Below are 15,383 nucleotides of genomic sequence, written 5' to 3' on the forward strand. Positions count from 1 at the left end.
GGTCTCCCTCGTGAGTACAGGGAGGGACCTCGTCCGGGTTGGTCACATCTTCTCCAGGTAGCGGTGGACGAGTGCCACGGCCATCGCGCCCTCGCCGACCGCCGAGGCGACCCGCTTGATCGAGTCCGCCCGGACGTCGCCTGCGGCGAACACCCCCGGCACGTTCGTCTCCAGGTGGTACGGCTCCCGCCGGAGCGGCCAGTTGCGCGGCCTGTTCTCGTCGGCGGTCAGGTCGGGGCCGGTGAGGACGAAGCCTCTCGCGTCGCGCTCGATGGTGTCGCCGAGCCAGTCGGTGATCGGCTGGGCGCCGATGAAGACGAACAGCCACTCGGCCTCGACGGTGCGCTCGCCCTCGGGGCCCTTCAGCGTGATCCGCTCCATGTGGCCCTCGCCCTCGGCGCCGATCACCTCGGTCTCGGTGTGCACCTCGATGTTCGGGATCCGCGAGATCTGCTCGATCAGGTAGTGCGACATGGTCCGCTCCAGCCCCTCCCCCCTGACGATCAGGTGGACCTTGCTGGCGTACCCCGACAGGTAGACCGCGCCCTGGCCGGCCGAGTTGGCGGCCCCGACGATGTAGACCTCGCAGTTCGCGCACTCGGGCGCCTCGGTCAGGGCCGCGCCGTAGTAGCAGCCGGAGCCGATGAAGTCCTCCAGGCCGGGGGCGTTCAGCCGCCGGTAGGAGACGCCGGTGGCCAGGATGACGGTGTGCGCGGCGATCGTACCGCCGTCGGCGAAGCCGACCACCCGGGCCCGGCCCTTGACCTCCAGGCTGGTGACCGTGCGGGCGGTGAGTATCTCGGCGCCGAACTTCGCGGCCTGGCGCCGCGCCCGGTCGGCGAGCTGGGCGCCGGAGACGCCGTCGGGGAAGCCCAGGTAGTTCTCGATCCTGGAGCTCTGGCCCGCCTGCCCGCCCGAGGCGTGCTGCTCGACCATCACGGTACGCAGCCCCTCGGAGGCGCCGTAGACCGCGGCGCCCAGCCCGCCGGGGCCGCCCCCGATCACGATCAGGTCGTAGAAGTCGGTGGCCGGAGCGGTGGACAGCCCCACGGCCTGGGCCAGTTCCGAAAGGCTCGGCGCGACGAGCTTCGTACCGTCGCCGGTGATGACCAGCGGCAGCCTGGCCGGGCTGACGGCCGCATTCTCCCCCGCCGCCTTCTCCTGGGCCGCCGCGAGCAACTCGGCGCCCTCCGGAGAGTCGGCCAGCATCCAGCGGTAGGGCACCTGGTTGCGCGACAGGAAGTCCCTGACCTCGTACGACGGGGCCGACCAGCGGGCGCCCACCACCCGCAGCTCGTCGGACTCGCGCCGGTCCGTCCGCTGCCAGGCGTCGAGCTGGGCGTCCAGCACCGGGTAGAACTTCTCCTCCGGCGGGTCCCACGGCTTGAGCATGTAGTGGTCGAGGTCGACCACGTTGATCGCCTGGATCGCGGCCTCGGTGTCGGCGTAGGCGGTCAGCAGCACGCGGCGCGCGTAGGGATACAGGTCCATGGCCTGCTCCAGGAACTCCACGCCGTTCATCTGGGGCATCCGGTAGTCGGCGAGGATCGCCGCCACGTCGTCGCCCCGCAGTCGCAGCTCGCGGACGCTGGCCATGCCGTCGGCCGCTGTGTCGGCCCGGACGACGCGGTAGGAGTGGCCGTAGCGTCGCCGCAGGTCCCGGGCGACGGAACGGGACACGCCGGGATCGTCGTCGACCGTCATGATGACCGGTTTTTCCATGTCCTGCCTTCCCCCGATATGGAGACATCCGATATGGAGACAATCTCTCCAAAGGATGTCACATCCGTGTTAAACCCAAGGTTTGTCAAGAGTGGTCGTGGGGGGCGAGGGGCCCAGGTGACGGGGGAGAAGCATAGGGACGGTGACCGGGTGCCCCGGCGGCGCGCAGCAGAGCGGCCGGGCGGTCGCGGTCGGCGAGGAAGCGTCTGAGGTCGGGGTCGGTGGCCCAGATCCCGCGCATGGCCTCGTGCCCGACCCGGTCGGCGACGATCTGCAGGGAGATGTCCTGCCTGACGTACTCGACCGCCATCGCGACGACGGCCGGATCCTCGGTGTAGACGCCCCACGCGGTGCCCCCGGCGAAGCCGCCGATCAGGGCCTCCCGCCGGTCACCCGCGACAACCAGCAGTCGGTGGTCCGGGTTCTCCTTCGCGGTCCCCTCGCCCTCGTGGACGGCGCCGGGGGAGGGGAAGCGGTGCTCGTACAGGTTGCCGACCGGTTCCCGTGCCGCCCCGAAGTGCATCACCGAGGTCTCGACGCCGCGCTCGACCGCCCGCCTGATCAACGAGGAGAGGAGTCCCATCTCCTCGGGCCAGATCGACAGGAACAGGTCGCCGCGTGCCCCGGCCACCACGTCCTCGGCCCGGGCGAGCAGCGCCCCGGCGTCCTTGAGGTTGTGGATCAGGTAGGCCTTGGGCGGCGCCACGATCGCGGGCAGCGAGACCTCCAGCGACTCGATCGAGTCGGTGAACTCCCTGCGCATGCGCTCCAGCAGGGATCGCGGCGGCAGCGGCAGGTAGTCGGTGGCGTCGTCGGAGCCGCGTAACTCGTAGGCCGCCCCTTTGGCCACCAGCTTGCCGAGCGTCTCGTAGACGGTGCTGCGTGGCACGCCTGAACGCTTGGCGACCTCGTAGCCGTTGAGGGGCTGTCCGGCGCCGACCAGGGTGACGTACGCCTTGGCCTCGTAACCCGACATGCCCAAGCGCTGTAATTGCTCCACTACGTCCCGCATCGCAGTTATGGTACGGCGCGAGGTACCCGTTTAGCGCTGTCCTAAAGCACCTGTTTTGTAGGATTTTCGTGACGTTAGCTCGTTCCGGCCCGTGGAACTGGGGTAACGGAACGGGTAAGCGCTCTCTGGGGAAACATTTTACTTTCCCCGGTCCGGCGGATTCATCGTGCGTGCTCAGACGCCCGATGACGATCATGCGCCGGAGCCGGTCCCGGTCCGGCGCCCACCCGGACCGGCGAGGTCCCCGGCGGGGCGCGCCGGGCGGCCGGAGCCCGTCCCGCGCGGGTGGCGCGCCCGGTAATTTCGGTCCGGTCCGTGCTTCCGGTCGGCTTCCGGTCGGCTTCCGGTCGCCGCTACCCCGCTCTCAGGGCCCGGAGGGCGAACCCCACGACCGTGTCGGCGTACTCGTGGGTGAGGGGGGCGGTGCGCAGCATCCAGCGGTGGTAGATCGGCCCGTACAGCAACTCGACGGCCACGTTCAGATCCGCGTCCTCGGCCACCTGGCCCGCCCGCCGGGCGGCGCGCAGCCGCTCCCTCGTCGCCTCCAGGTGCGGCCCCATGATCCGCTCGATGATCTCGGTGTTGATCCCGGGGTCGTTCAGTGCCTCGACGGTCATCGCCCGGCTCATCGTGTCGAGCTTGGGGTCGTTGTACTCGTCGACGATGGCCCGCAGCACGACGCGCAGGTCGGCGCCGAGGTCGCCGGTGTCGGGCAGCGCGAAGTGCCCCTTCTCGTCCCCGGTCACGGCGAGGACGGCGTCGACGAAGACGGCGCCCTTGGACGGCCACCAGCGGTAGATCGTCTGCTTGCCCACCCCCGCGCGGGCGGCGATCGCCTCCACCGTCAGCTTGGCGTACCCGGACTCGGCGACCAGGTCGAAGGCGGCGCTCAGGATGGCCTGGCGCGACTGCTCGCTGCGACGGGCCGGGTTCGGTGTTTTCACGTGCCCGAATGTATCATCCGGCGAGTCGGAACGTCTCGTCTTGCCTGTCTTCGTCTTTCTCGCCTTCGCCGTCCCCGGCCGTCTCGCCGACCGGCCCGCCCTCGGGGGATCCGGGCACCGGCGACCATGAGCCCGGGTTCCGGTCCTGGCCGGGAGGGGGCGAAGTCCTGGCCGGGAGAGGGCGAAGTCCTGGCCGGGAGAGGACGAAGGGGGCGAGAGGGTGAAGTGGAATGCCGAAGGCCGCGGCCGCCCCCGGCAGGGCGTCCGCGGCCTTCGGAGTCCGTCGGTCGGGATCAGACCTGGTCGGCCTTCTCCAGAGCGGAGCAGCAGGTGTTCACGATGAGGCGGGTGACCAGGTAGGGGTCGACGTTGGCGTTCGGACGCCGGTCCTCGATGTAGCCCTTCTTCTCCACCTCGACCTGCCACGGGATGCGGACCGAGGCGCCGCGGTCGGAGACGCCGTAGCTGAACTCGTTCCAGGGGGCGGTCTCGTGGAGGCCGGTGAGACGCTCCTCGATGCCGGAGCCGTAGTGCTTGACGTGCTCCAGGGCGTTCGCGGCGAGGGCCTCGCAGGCGGTGACGATCGGGTCGTAGCCCTCGCGCATCGCCTTGGTGGAGAAGTTGGTGTGCGCGCCCGCGCCGTTCCAGTCGCCCTTCACCGGCTTGGCGTCCAGGGTGGCGCCGACGTTGAAGGCCTCCGCGGTGCGGTAGAGCAGCCAGCGGGCGATCCACATGTGGTCGGAGACCTCGACGGGACCGGCCGGGCCGATCTGGAACTCCCACTGGCCCGGCATGACCTCGGCGTTGATGCCGGAGATGGCCAGGCCCGCCTCGATGCAGTAGTCGAGGTGCTTCTCGACGATCTCGCGGCCGAAGACCTCGTCGGCGCCGACGCCGCAGTAGTAGCCACCCTGCGGGGCCGGGAAGCCGCCGATCGGGAAGCCGAGCGGGCGGCCCTCCTTGAAGAAGGTGTACTCCTGCTCGATGCCGAACCAGGACTCCTGGTCGGCGTACTTCTCGGCGACCTCGACGAGGGCGGCGCGGGTGTTGCTGGCGTGCGGGGTCATGTCGATGTTGAGCACCTCGCACAGCACCAGCACGCTGTCGCCGCCGCGGATCGGGTCCGGGCAGGTGAACACCGGCTTGAGCACGCGGTCCGAGGAGGAGCCGTCGGCCTGGTTCGTGCTGGACCCGTCGAAGCCCCAGATCGGGAGCTCCGCGCCGTCCGCCATCACCTTGGTCTTGGAACGAAGCTTGGCGGTCGGCTCGGTGCCGTCGATCCAGATGTATTCAGCCTTGAAGGTCATCGGCGGAGTCCTTGAGAATGGAGGGATCTGCTGCCCCCAAAGATTCGCAAGTCGCGATTTCGCATCTGTTGCCCGTGTGTGAACAGGGTGTTACCCAGCCCTATATGGGCAGGCAGTGGCCGTGTTGAAAATCCGCACACCCCTGTTTCAGGGCTGTGAGCTGCCGTTTCGCGGGACGGTTGGAACGATGGAGACATGCGTCACAGGGGAGACCGATTATTGCTCTAGGTGGCTTGAATCCCCTTTGTCGCATATGGGATAGGAAGTGTGGAAGGCGAGGGGTCAGGAAGTGCCGAAGACGCGGGCCGAGACCGACTCGTGGGCGAGTCTCCGCATGATGTCGAGCACCCTGCCGTGCACGACGGTGCCCAGGACCATGGCCTCGACCGCGGCCTCGCGGGAACCGTCGAGCGGGATGGTGCCGATCTCGTGTTCGGTCACGAGCAGCAGGGCGGCGTCGGCGTAGGGCCGCAGTGCCTCGCCGTCGGCGGGCATGCCGAGGCGGCCGAGGGTGAGGACGGCCTGGGCCAGCTCGTCGCGGGCCGGGGCGCCGGGATCCACCTGCCAGCCGAGATCGTCGATCATGGCGTCGGCCTCGGCGCGGGCGCGCGCCCACTCCTCGCCGGACGCGTGCGGCTCGACCGCCGGGGCGATGGCGTAATGCGCGGTGCCGAGCACGCGGTGCAGGTTCAGGCTCGTGTCGTCGACGGCGGCCGTCACCTTGGCGATGGAGGCGATGGACAGCCGTCCCACCTCCAGCAGTGCCCGGATCAGCCGCAGCCTGCGCAGGTGGTCCTCGCCGTAGCTCGCTCTGGTGGCCGAGATCTGCTCCCCGGCGGGAAGCATGCCCTCGCGCAGGTAGTACTTGATCGTCGGGATGGGTACGCCCGATGCGGCGCTGAGCTCGGATATCCGCATCATTGGATAGTACAGGTAGCCAATTCGGCGGCCGTCCCCCGGCCGTCCCCCGGCCGCGCCGCGATCCGCCGCCGGGGGCGTGCCCGGCGGGGCGGGGAGAACGTTCCAACGGGGCGAGGGAGGACCTTCTAGCGGAGCGAGGGGCGCACGTCGATGACGGTCATCCCGGCGGCGAGGGCGGAGGCCACCCCCTCGTCGGTGTCCTCGTAGGCGACGCAGGCGTGCGGGGCGACGCCGAGGCGGCGTGCCGCGAGGAGGTAGACGTCGGGGGCCGGCTTGCCGTAGCGGACGTCGTCCCTGGTGACCACGGTGTCGAAGAGGGGGCGCAGGCCGGTGACGCGCAGGGTCTCCTCCACGGCCTGGCGGGCGCCTCCCGAGGCCACGGCCATCGGCACCCGTCCCCGGTGCGCCTGCGCGACCGCGCTGACCGTCTGGTGCGGGGTGACCGTGTGGATCAGCCACTGGTAGGCGTCCAGGGCCGCCGCGCGCACCGCCTGGTAGTCGAGTTCGGCTCCGGTCTCGGTCTCCAGCTCGGCCAGCAGGCGGTCGGCGGACAGGCCGGTGCGGGCCTGGTACCAGGCGGGGTCGAGGTCCACCTGCCATCCGGCCAGCGCGGTCCGCCAGGCGCTCTCGTTGGCGGCGGCGGTGTCGACGAGGGTCCCGTCGCAGTCGAAGACCAGGGCGGCGTACGGCGTGGAGGGCTGGAGTCGCTGATGGAGCATGGTGGCCTAACGCGTGAAAGTGGATCTCCCTCCACTTTACCGCGCACGTGAGCGGTCGATCGCTCGCCTGGGGGATGGTCGCGTCACCGTGATCGGGTGAGACCGCGACGGCGGGTGCGAGGGCCTGCCGGGGTGGGGAACCTGCCGGAGGGGGAGGGGAAAGGTCTAGCTGATATCGCCCCAGCCGTCGTGCCTGGCCCTGGCCAGCTCGGCCTCCATCTCCTCCAGCTCCTGCATGAACCCCTGGAACCCCCTCGGGCCCAGACGGCGCCAGACGAGCAGCTGCAGGGACCGGGTCTCCTCGTCGAGGGGCGGCTCCTGGCGGAGCGGCGCCAGCAACTCCTGGGCCTGGCGGTCCGCCGCCTGGAGCTCCTCGACGGTGAAGCGGACGCCGTGCTCGCGCTCCAGCAGCCGGATGTGCGGGTCGTTGCGCAGTCTCTGGTCCCTGGCGCGCCTGGCGCGCCGGGCGGCCAGCTCGTCGTGGACGTGTGCGCCGGAAACCTGGTGCGGCGTGTCGGCCGGACGTCGAGTCATCGTGGGGTTCGCCTCCGTCGGGCGGCTCCTTTTCTGGAACCTCTGTTAGAAACGACGCCCGACAGGCGCCGAAGGTTGTCGGAATTTTTTCCCGAAGCCCCGGCGCCGTGGGCGTTGTGCCCCCAACCGTGCCCTCGACGGCCTTGACGCGAGCTTGACTTGAGAATAATTTTCACCCAGATGACTTCCGATGAAAGGAATACTTGTGGCCGCAGGCGCGCTCGGACGCATACAGACCGAGACGCCCGCGCTGCCCGAGGCACTGCGCCGGGTGGGGGAGGCGATCCTGGCCGACCCCGCCGAGGCGGCACGCTCCACGATCATCACGCTGGCCGAGCGGAGCGGCAGCTCACCCGCCACGGTGACCCGCTTCTGCCGGGTGTTCGGCTTCGCCGGGTACGCCGGGCTGCGGGTCGCGCTGGCCACCGAGAACGGGCGCGCCGCGCAGGCCAACTGGGACGCGGGGGTAGGCCACGAGATCGGCCCCACCGATCCGCTCGACGCGGCGATCGGCGTGATGGCCGCCGCCGACTCCCGGCTCATCCAGGAGACGGCGGCCCAGCTGGACGCGGGCACCGTCGCCAAGGTCGCCGAGGCCATCGTCGCGGCCCGCCGCGTCCTCATCTTCGGGGTCTCCACCAGCGGGGCGGTGGCCCTGATGATGGGCGGGCGGCTGCGCCGGATCCGGGTCCCCTGCTGGAGCCACGCCGACGCGCACGAGGCGCTCGCCGACGCCGCGCTGCTCGGCGAGGGCGACGTCGCGATCGGCATCTCCCACCAGGGCCGGACCCGCGAGGTGCTGGAGTCCCTCGGCGAGGCCGGCGACCGGGGCGCGCTGACCGTCGCGGTCACCTCCTTCGCCCGCTCCCCGCTGGCCGAGCTGTCCGACCTGGTGCTGACCACAGCCAGCCGCGAGACCACCTTCCGGCTGGGCGGCCTGGCCGCCGTCCACTCCCAGCTCTTCGTCCTCGACACCGTCTACGTCGCGGTCGCGCAGCGCACCTACGAGCAGACGAACGAGGCCTTCGAATTGACGATCCGGGCTCTGGAGAGCCATCGCGTGGAGAGGAGCTGACCGTGGAGATCGGGGCTTCCGAGTACGTTCACGAGATCAAGGCCCTGGTGGACGAGGTGTCCAGGACCCAGACGGCCGCGGTGGGGGACGCGGCGGCGCTGATCGTCAAGTCCCTGCACGGCGGCGGCGTGATCCAGGCGTTCGGCTCGGGCCACTCCGAGGCGATCGCGATGGAGATCGCCGGGCGCGCGGGCGGCCTGGTGCCCAGCAACCGCCTGGCCCTGCGCGACGTCGTCCTGTACGGGGACGCCCCGGTCGGCATCCTCCTCGGAGCGGCCGGCGAGCTGGAGCGCGACCCCTCGGTCGCCCGGCGGATCTACGACCTGGCCCCCGTCGAGCCGCGCGACGTGTTCGTGCTGATCTCCAGTTCCGGGGTGAACGGGTCGGTGGTCGAGCTGGCCTCGATCGTCAAGGAGCACGGGCACGACCTGATCGCCCTGACGTCGGTGCAGCACAGCACCGCGATGACCTCCCGCCACCCCTCGGGCCGCAAGCTGCTCGACCTCGCCGACGTGGTGCTCGACAACCGCGCCCCGTACGGCGACGCGGTCCTCCCGCTCCAGGACGGCGGCACGTTCGGGGCGGTCTCCACGATCACCTCGGCGCTGCTGGCCCAGATGGTCGTGGCCGAGGTGGTGCGCGGCCTGACCGAGGCGGGCCTGACCCCGCCGATCTACCGTTCCGCCAACGTGACCGGCGGCGACGAGCACAACCGCGCTCTCGAGAACCGCTACGCCGGAAGGATCCGGCGAGGTGCCTGACCACCGTCTCCCACCCCCGGGCCACCTCTCACTCCCAGGCCACCGCCTTCCACTCCCAGGCCACTTCCAGGAGGAAGCATGACCCAGCTATCCAGGCGCGAGCTCCTGCGCAGCGCGGCCCTGGCCGGCCTCACCCTGCCGGTCCTGTCCGCGTGCGCCACCCCCGCGGGCAACGGCGGCGCCGCCTCCTCGGCGCCCGTCGTCGGGGCCACCAGCGCGGCCAACCCGCTCGGCTTCGCCGAGGACAAACCCCTGGAGGTCTGGATCTTCGACGGCGGTTTCGGCGACGCCTACGCCACGGACGTCCACGAGCCGCTGCTCAAGGCCAAACACCCCAAGCTGGAGATCAGGCACAACGCCACCAAGGAGGTCGCCAAGACCCTCCAGCCGCGCTTCGCCGGCGGCAACCCGCCGGAGTTCGTCAACAACTCCGGCGCCAACGCGATGGACTTCGGCGCCCTGGTCCAGGACGGCCAGCTCGCCGACCTCACGCCGCTGTACGACGCGCCGAGCTGGGACGACCCCGCCGTCAAGGTGCGCGACACGATCGACCCGAACGCGATCGAGCTGGGCAGCTACGACGGCAAGCCGTACGTCCTCAACTACGCCAACACCGTCTGGGGCATCTGGTACTCGCAGAGGCTCTTCGAGGCCGAGGGCTGGCAGGTCCCCAAGACCTGGGCCGACTTCCTGGCGTTGTGCGAGACCATCAAGAAGTCGGGCAAGATGGCGCCCTTCACCTACGCGGGCAAGCACCCGTTCTACATCTACGAGGCCATCCTCACGCTCGCCGCGAAGATCGGCGGCAAGGACGTGCTGAAGAACATCGACAACCTCCAGGACGGCGCCTGGAAGGCCGAGCCGGTCAGGCAGGCCGCGGAGGCCTTCGTCGAGATCGGGTCGAAGTACCTGCTGCAGGGCACCGCGGGGCTCGACCACGTGCAGACCCAGACGGCGCACAACAAGGGCCAGGTCGCGATGCTGCCCTGCGGCTCCTGGCTGGAGAACGAGCAGAAGGACTCCACCCCGGCCGACTTCGGCTACGCGATGTTCGCACTCCCCGACTTCGGCTCCTCCGACGCCCTGCCGTACGGCACCCTGCACGCCCAGCCGGGCGAGGAGTACGTCGTCCCGGCGAAGTCGGCCAACCCCCGCGCGGGCCTGGAGTACATGCGCGCCATGCTCTCCAAGGAGGGCGCGGGCAAGTTCATGGAGCTGGTCTCCACGCTCACGGTCGTCAAGGGCGCCGGCGAGGGCCGCACGCTCAAGCCCGGCCTGAAGAGCGCCTCGGCCGCGCTGGAGGCGGCGGGCGACAACGCCGTCTGGTTCCTGTTCCGCAAGTGGTACGTCGAGATGCACGACGAGGTGGCCGCCGCGACCGGGCAGCTCATGGCCGGCAAGCTCACCGTCGACCAGTGGGCGGAGCGCGCGCAGCGCAAGGCCGACGCCATCAAGAAGGACTCCTCGGTGAAGAAGTTCAGCCGGTGACGACGGCACGCGGCGGCGGTACGTCGTGCACGCCGCGCATGAGGCGCGGCGGGACGGTGAGCCGTCCGGGGAAGGACGACCAGGTCATGAAGCATGTCGGGACGGCGCCGGCAGGCGGCGGCGCGCCACCGAGGGAACGGTAAGCCGGGATGAACCACGGCAGGACACGGTTCGTCACGGGATTCCTCGCGATCCCGGTGGCGCTCTACCTGATCTATGTGATCGCGCCCTACGCGCAGGCCTTCTACATCGCGTTCACCGACTGGCGCGGGGTGAACGCGAGCCCGCGCCTCGTGGGCCTGGAGAACTTCCAGCGGCTGCTGGCCGACAACGTGTTCTGGCAGGCGGTCAGGCACAACCTCGTCCTGCTGGTCCTGATGCCGATCCTCACGCTGGGGATCGCGCTCTTCTTCGCCTTCCTGCTCAACGCGGGCGGGCGGGGCGGCACCGGGGGCATCTGGGGGTCGAAGTTCTACCGCGTGGTGTTCTTCTTCCCCCAGGTGCTCGCCGTCGCCGTGGTCGCCGTCCTGTTCCAGCAGGTCTTCAGGCCCGACCGCAGCGGCATGCTCAACGCGCCGCTCATCGCCCTGGGGTTCGAGCCGATCGGCTTCCTGTCCAGCACCGACGTCGCGTTCTGGTCGATCCTCGCCGTACTGGTCTGGCAGGCGGTCGGCTTCTACGTCGTGCTCTTCTCGGCGGGCATCGCCTCCATCCCGCGCGACCTGTTCGAGGCGGCGGCGATCGACGGCGCCGGGGGGCCGCAGCTGTTCCTGCGGGTCACGCTGCCGCTGCTGTGGGACACCATCCAGGTCGGCTGGGTCTATCTCGGCATCGCCGCGCTGGACGTCTTCGCCATCGTGTGGGTGATGACGGCCGAGCACGGCGGCCCGGACCACTCCACGACCGTGATGGCGGCGGAGATCTACCGCACCGCCTTCCAGTACTTCAAGTTCGGCTACGCCTCCGCGATGGGCGTGGTGCTGTTCTTCTTCACCATCGGGTTCGCGGCGCTGGCCCTGCGCCTGTCGCGGCGTGAGCGGATCGAGTTCTAGTGGCGGACGTCGTGATTCCCCAAAGCAGGGCCCTGGCCCGCGAGGAGCGCAGGAGGCGCCTGGGACCCCTGTCGGCCCTGACGCACGTCGCGCTGCTGGTCTGGACGGTCCTGGTGGTCGTGCCGATCGTGTGGACGTTCCTCGCGTCGGTGAAGAGCGAGGACGAGATCTTCGGCGACGCCTGGTCGCTGCCGGCCTCCCTGCGCCTCGACAACTGGGCCCGCGCCTGGGAGCAGGCGCACATCGGCCAGTACATGATCAACAGCATCGTCGTGGTGGCCTTCGGCACCTTCGGCACGATGCTGTTCGGCTCGATGGCCGCGTACGTGCTGGCCCGCTACCGGTTCCGGGGCAACCGGTCGATCTACCTGCTGTTCGTCTCCGGCCTGGCCTTCCCTGTCTACCTGGCGCTGACCCCGCTGTTCTTCGTCGTGCAGAACATGGGGACGGTCCCGGTGATCGGCCCGTACATCGGGCTGAACACGCACGGCGGGCTGGTGCTGGTCTACATCGCGTACTCGCTGCCCTTCACCGTCTTCTTCCTCGCGGCCTTCTTCAGGACGCTGCCGGGGGCGGTGGCCGAGGCGGCCTTCGTGGACGGGGCCTCGCACGCCCGGGTGTTCTTCCAGATCATGCTGCCGATGGCGAAGCCGGGCATCGTCAGCGTGACCATCTTCAACGTGCTCGGCCAGTGGAACCAGTACCAGCTGCCCCTGGTGCTGCTCAACTCCGACCGGGACAAGTGGGTGCTCACCCAGGGCATCGCCGACATCTCCACGGCCGCGGGCTACGACGCCGACTGGTCGGCCCTGTTCGCCGCGCTGAGCATGGCCATCCTGCCGATGCTGATCGTCTACACGCTCTTCCAGAGCCAGATCCAGAAGGGCCTCACCGCGGGCGCGCTCAAGTAGTGGCCGCCGTCCCGGTCCTGATCGCCCCCACCGGCACCGGGCACGCCGCCGCGCTCTCTCCCGCCGGGGCCCTCTCCGCGACATTCTGAATCGGCGTCGTTGACGCTCTCGAATAACGAGAGTTATCGTCAGCTATATGAGAGCGTTGGCTCCCGAGCTCATGCCCATCTTCCGGTCACGACTCCAGGCACGCCTTCTGGCCCACCTGTTCCTGGCCGCCGACGAGGAGTTCACGATCACCGATCTGGCCGGTTTACTCGGCTCTCCTCTTCCCACCGTCCAGCGCGAGGTTCATCGCCTCGTGCGCGCCGGTCTCCTCCGGGAGCGCAAGATAGGCAGAGCGCGGCTTGTCAGGGCCAACAACGAGACCGCCGCCTCGCGGCCACTGGCGCAACTGCTGGCCGTCACCTTCGGTCCTCCCGCGATCATCTCCGAGGAGTTCGCGTCGGTGTCCGGGGTCGAACGGCTCGTCATCTTCGGCTCCTGGGCCGCGCGCTATCACGGCCGGCCCGGTCCCCAGCCCAACGACGTGGACCTCCTGGTCATCGGCTCGCCATCCCGGGGGGACGTCTACGACGCGGCGGAGCGAGCCGAGCGTCGTCTGGGTATTTCCGTGAATCCGGTGTTACGGAGCGTATCCGCGTGGGAGTCTGGCGGCGAAGGCCTGCTCCGCGAGATCGCGAGCGGGCCGACGGTCGTGGTGGAGGTCTAGAGGGAGATCGGCAGTGCAGTGGACCATCGGCGAAGCCGCGATCCGCAAGCTTCTCGACAATCGTGAGCTCCAAAGCGTTCCTCTGGCCGATCACATGGCCGAGTCGATGCTCGAATCGGCGCGAAATCATCTCGAATCGGTGGAGCTGATCCGTGACGCCGACCCCGACGGCGCGTACGCCCTCTGCTACGACGCCGCGCGGAAGGCTTCCGCCGCGCTCCTGCAGGCCCAGGGGCTGCGTGCCACGTCCGCCGGTGGTCACATCGCCCTCAGAGAAGCCGTCACGGCTCAGTTCGGGCAGACGAGGGAAGGTGCCCCTCTCCGTCGGCTCGACCACATGCGGCGCAGAAGAAACGTCCTCGAATACTCCGGCCAGCCCAGTGAGGCGGTCACCGGCGACGAACTCGACGAGGCGACCACATGGACAGCCGAGATCATCGACTTCTGCGAACGCCTTGTGCCGCGACTCGACCTCTTCCCGTAGAAGCGCTCCGCGGACAGTGATCACCGGGATCACCGTTCGCCGCAGGACCGGCATGTCGGGGTCCGGAAGGGCGGAGCACGGTCTTTCTGGGGAGATGACGCCGACGCGGTGCCCGGGTCATCGGTTCGGGAGGTTCTTCAGTGCCTCGCGGCGGCTCAGGCCGCTGATGCGGGTGTGGTCGACGTAGCGGACGACCTCGCCGGGGTTCGTCTTGGCGTACTCGCGCAGGGCCCAGCCGATCGCCTTGCGGGCGAAGAAGTCGTTGTCGGACAGGCTCGGCTCGATGCAGGCGTACAGCAGGCCGGTGTCGGTGGCGGACTTGAAGCGGTTCTGGCTGAGGATGGCCGTGCGGCGCTTCCACAGGTCGGTGCCGCGGGCCCAGCGGAGCATGAGGGGGCGCATGGTGTCGGGGAAGGCCGCGAGCAGGCCGCCGACGCGGTGGACGGCGAGCTCGTCGACGTAGTCCCACCAGGCTCCGGTGACGATCATCTCCTCGTACGCCGGCAGCGCGTCGAGCGTCTGGAAGGCGCGATAGAGGCGGAAGCCGGTCAGCTCGATCGCCGCGTAACGCTCCTCGCGGTATTCGGCCCCGCGCCACAGGGCCAGCGTCGCCTCCCGCCACGCGGACGCCGTGTCGACGGGATAGTCGGCGAAGACCCGCTTCAGCGCGGCGCGGCGGGGAGCGGCCTGCACGCCGAGGAACGGCATCGACGACTTCATGTAGGCCTGCATGACCGGGGCCTTGGCGGGGTCGGCCACGTCGGTGAGCGCCATTCGCACGGCCTTCTGCAGTATCTCCATGCTCGCCCACCACTTCCCGTTCGCTTCGCGGACGCTTGATTCTCACAGGCCGCGCCGCTCGCCGCGCCGGGTTCCGCGGGCGTCATGCCTTCTGGCTGCTCCGCTCGCCGGTCGCGAGGCCGTCGAACAGGACGGTGATGTAGTGCTCGGCGAGGCCGGTGGTGTTGAGGCGGCCTCCCGGGCGGAACCAGCGCACCGCCACCCAGATGGTGTCGCGGATCATGCGGTAGGTGAGCTTGGGGTCGACGTCGGCACGGAACAGGCCGTCTGCCTGGCCGAGCTTGATCTGCTCGACCCACATGCGCTCGACCTCGTCCTCGGCCTTGACCAGGTAGTCGAAACGGTCGCCGGGCAGGGACCTCAGGTAGTTCCAGTCGTTCTGCATGACGGTGATCGCCGCGCGGTGCGGCTCCAGCGTGCCGAACCCGATGCGCACCATCTCTGAGAGGATCGTGCGGGGGTCGCCGCTTCGGTCCAGGGCGGTGCGGTAACGGCCGACGAGGTCGTCGAGGAAGGTGGTCAGCACCTCGTCGACGATCGTCTCCTTGGAGTCGAAGTGGTGGTAGAGGCTTCCGGACAGGATGCCGGCCTCCTCCGCGATCTCCCGGACGGTGGTCGCCTGGAAGCCCTTGCGGGCGAAGAGTTCGGCGGCGAGCTTGACGAGATGGTCGCGGCGCTCCGAGGCGGGGCCGGATGTGGCCGCGCGCCTGGTCCCGCCCTGGCGCCTGACCGGGGTGGTGGTCGCGCCGCCGGAGTTCTTTCGCGTGTTCACGCCCCCATTATGAGCCCTTGCGCAATCGCTTGTTCACCGGAACGCGCCAGCTGACTCCTGTTCCCGGCTCTGGCCGAACGCTTGCGGCACTCGCCGCCGGGCGGGCGGCGGACGGCTCTCGTTCCCGGCTCCGTATCAGCGGACCTCACACTCGTCCATCGTCCCGAT

16 protein-coding genes are annotated in these 15,383 nt (G+C 69.7%); 7 read left to right on the forward strand and 9 right to left on the reverse strand.

Translation table 11 applies throughout. From position 1 onward, the window contains the following. Positions 1 to 42: 42 nt before the first annotated feature. The 7 genes from ACTOQ2_RS10245 to ACTOQ2_RS10275 form a co-directional block, all read right to left on the reverse strand. Positions 43 to 1,722, reverse strand: coding sequence for an FAD-dependent oxidoreductase (locus ACTOQ2_RS10245; RefSeq protein ID WP_440099415.1), 1,680 nt, complete (start codon positions 1,720 to 1,722; stop codon positions 43 to 45). 85 nt (positions 1,723 to 1,807) lie between these two features. Beyond that, entirely contained in the window at positions 1,808 to 2,734 is a 927-nt protein-coding gene (locus ACTOQ2_RS10250) for a TrmB family transcriptional regulator (protein WP_440099416.1), read from the reverse strand. A gap of 353 nt (positions 2,735 to 3,087) precedes the next feature. Then, entirely contained in the window at positions 3,088 to 3,678 is a 591-nt protein-coding gene (locus ACTOQ2_RS10255; protein WP_440099417.1) for a TetR/AcrR family transcriptional regulator, read from the reverse strand. Between the two features lie 293 nt (positions 3,679 to 3,971). Further along, positions 3,972 to 4,985 (reverse strand): glutamine synthetase, encoded by a 1,014-nt coding sequence (gene glnII, locus ACTOQ2_RS10260; RefSeq protein ID WP_440071061.1) that lies wholly within the window; start codon positions 4,983 to 4,985, stop codon positions 3,972 to 3,974. A gap of 282 nt (positions 4,986 to 5,267) precedes the next feature. Further along, positions 5,268 to 5,903 carry a MerR family transcriptional regulator gene (locus tag ACTOQ2_RS10265; protein ID WP_440099418.1) on the reverse strand — a complete coding sequence of 212 codons (636 nt, stop codon included), beginning with the start codon at positions 5,901 to 5,903 and terminating at the stop codon, positions 5,268 to 5,270. 128 nt (positions 5,904 to 6,031) lie between these two features. Next, positions 6,032 to 6,625, reverse strand: a complete 594-nt coding sequence (locus ACTOQ2_RS10270) for an HAD family hydrolase (RefSeq protein WP_440071063.1) — start codon at positions 6,623 to 6,625, stop codon at positions 6,032 to 6,034. Between the two features lie 165 nt (positions 6,626 to 6,790). Further along, a complete protein-coding gene (locus ACTOQ2_RS10275; protein ID WP_440071064.1) occupies positions 6,791 to 7,159 on the reverse strand; it encodes a hypothetical protein in 369 nt (122 codons plus the stop codon). A 190-nt stretch (positions 7,160 to 7,349) separates the two neighbouring features. On the opposite strand from ACTOQ2_RS10275, the gene ACTOQ2_RS10280 reads away from it, so the two are divergent. The 7 genes from ACTOQ2_RS10280 (at position 7,350) to ACTOQ2_RS10310 (ending at position 13,642) form a co-directional block, all read left to right on the forward strand. Beyond that, positions 7,350 to 8,234, forward strand: a complete 885-nt coding sequence (locus ACTOQ2_RS10280; RefSeq protein ID WP_362677758.1) for a MurR/RpiR family transcriptional regulator — start codon at positions 7,350 to 7,352, stop codon at positions 8,232 to 8,234. A 2-nt stretch (positions 8,235 to 8,236) separates the two neighbouring features. Beyond that, complete coding sequence (locus ACTOQ2_RS10285; protein ID WP_440082952.1) at positions 8,237 to 8,995, forward strand: sugar isomerase domain-containing protein; 759 nt, start codon at positions 8,237 to 8,239, stop codon at positions 8,993 to 8,995. A 78-nt stretch (positions 8,996 to 9,073) separates the two neighbouring features. After that, positions 9,074 to 10,483: an N-acetylglucosamine/diacetylchitobiose ABC transporter substrate-binding protein gene (ngcE, locus tag ACTOQ2_RS10290; protein ID WP_440099419.1), complete on the forward strand. Its 1,410-nt coding sequence runs from the start codon at positions 9,074 to 9,076 to the stop codon at positions 10,481 to 10,483. Positions 10,484 to 10,632: 149 nt separating this feature from the next. Next, the gene (locus ACTOQ2_RS10295) at positions 10,633 to 11,535 is read left to right on the forward strand and encodes a carbohydrate ABC transporter permease (RefSeq protein ID WP_362677752.1); all 903 of its coding nucleotides are present in this window, start codon (positions 10,633 to 10,635) and stop codon (positions 11,533 to 11,535) included. After that, positions 11,535 to 12,446, forward strand: a complete 912-nt coding sequence (locus ACTOQ2_RS10300) for a carbohydrate ABC transporter permease (protein ID WP_440099420.1) — start codon at positions 11,535 to 11,537, stop codon at positions 12,444 to 12,446. The genes ACTOQ2_RS10295 and ACTOQ2_RS10300 overlap by 1 nt, the downstream gene beginning before the upstream one ends. Positions 12,447 to 12,582: 136 nt before the next feature. Continuing rightward, positions 12,583 to 13,158, forward strand: coding sequence for a helix-turn-helix domain-containing protein (locus tag ACTOQ2_RS10305; RefSeq protein WP_440099421.1), 576 nt, complete (start codon positions 12,583 to 12,585; stop codon positions 13,156 to 13,158). Positions 13,159 to 13,171: 13 nt separating this feature from the next. Continuing rightward, the gene (locus tag ACTOQ2_RS10310) at positions 13,172 to 13,642 is read left to right on the forward strand and encodes a hypothetical protein (protein ID WP_440099422.1); all 471 of its coding nucleotides are present in this window, start codon (positions 13,172 to 13,174) and stop codon (positions 13,640 to 13,642) included. Between the two features lie 117 nt (positions 13,643 to 13,759). Here the strand turns inward: ACTOQ2_RS10310 and ACTOQ2_RS10315 are convergent, their stop codons facing one another. After that, entirely contained in the window at positions 13,760 to 14,443 is a 684-nt protein-coding gene (locus ACTOQ2_RS10315; RefSeq protein WP_440099423.1) for a DNA alkylation repair protein, read from the reverse strand. 82 nt (positions 14,444 to 14,525) lie between these two features. Beyond that, positions 14,526 to 15,215, reverse strand: coding sequence for a TetR/AcrR family transcriptional regulator (locus ACTOQ2_RS10320; protein WP_440099424.1), 690 nt, complete (start codon positions 15,213 to 15,215; stop codon positions 14,526 to 14,528). Positions 15,216 to 15,383: the final 168 nt, after the last annotated feature.

The sequence above is a fragment of the Streptosporangium sp. H16 genome (assembly GCF_051918855.1).
Classification (GTDB): Bacteria; Actinomycetota; Actinomycetes; order Streptosporangiales; family Streptosporangiaceae; genus Streptosporangium.